Below are 718 nucleotides of genomic sequence, written 5' to 3' on the forward strand. Positions count from 1 at the left end.
CAGTGTCTAAACACGTTAGATATCGTATGTTGTTTCCAAGACGCTTGTGACTCATATTTACATATGAAAAACAATCGTTTTTCGTGCACCTATTAGTTACGAATAACTAAGTAGATACGTACTCATTACATTTGCATGTAATGTGCTTTTTATTTTGCTTGATTACAGTATCTAATTTAACTACGAACAGTTAATTTAAACACTGAGAACTGTTTATATTTCACTAAGTGAAACATAAACTTTTTCGTTTTATTTATCACACCAATCAACACCGAAGTGTCATTGTTTTTGTGCGATAAATAAGAACATTTATCAGCTTTCCTAATTGTTAAAGAGCAGACTTTTTCGTTAAAAAAAGCCTTAGATAAATAGGGTAACTTATCTAAGGCTTCTAACATGTTGGACACTTATTCTTATTAAGAATGAGTGGTGGAGCTATGCGGGATCGAACCGCAGACCTCCTGCGTGCAAGGCAGGCGCTCTCCCAGCTGAGCTATAGCCCCAACATGGTGTATATAAATAGAAATCCAATTTCATTTTACAAGAAATTGGTGGGTCTGGGCAGATTCGAACTGCCGACCTCACCCTTATCAGGGGTGCGCTCTAACCAACTGAGCTACAGACCCATCTAGAGTCTATCTATACGTCTCTTCACTTTCTAATCAAACAATCTGTGTGGGCACTCACTAAGTATTTGCGAAGCAAAAACTTTGGCCGA

2 tRNA genes are annotated in these 718 nt (G+C 37.6%); both read right to left on the reverse strand.

Going from position 1 to position 718, the window contains the following annotated elements:
• Positions 1–427: 427 nt before the first annotated feature.
• Positions 428–503: transfer RNA gene (locus tag MT391_RS20700), tRNA-Ala, on the reverse strand.
• 46 nt (positions 504–549) lie between these two features.
• Positions 550–626: transfer RNA gene (locus MT391_RS20705), tRNA-Ile, on the reverse strand.
• Between the last annotated feature and the right edge of the window lie 92 nt (positions 627–718).

The organism is Vibrio sp. 1-Bac 57, assembly GCF_037546855.1.
Taxonomy (GTDB): Bacteria; Pseudomonadota; Gammaproteobacteria; order Enterobacterales; family Psychromonadaceae; genus Psychromonas.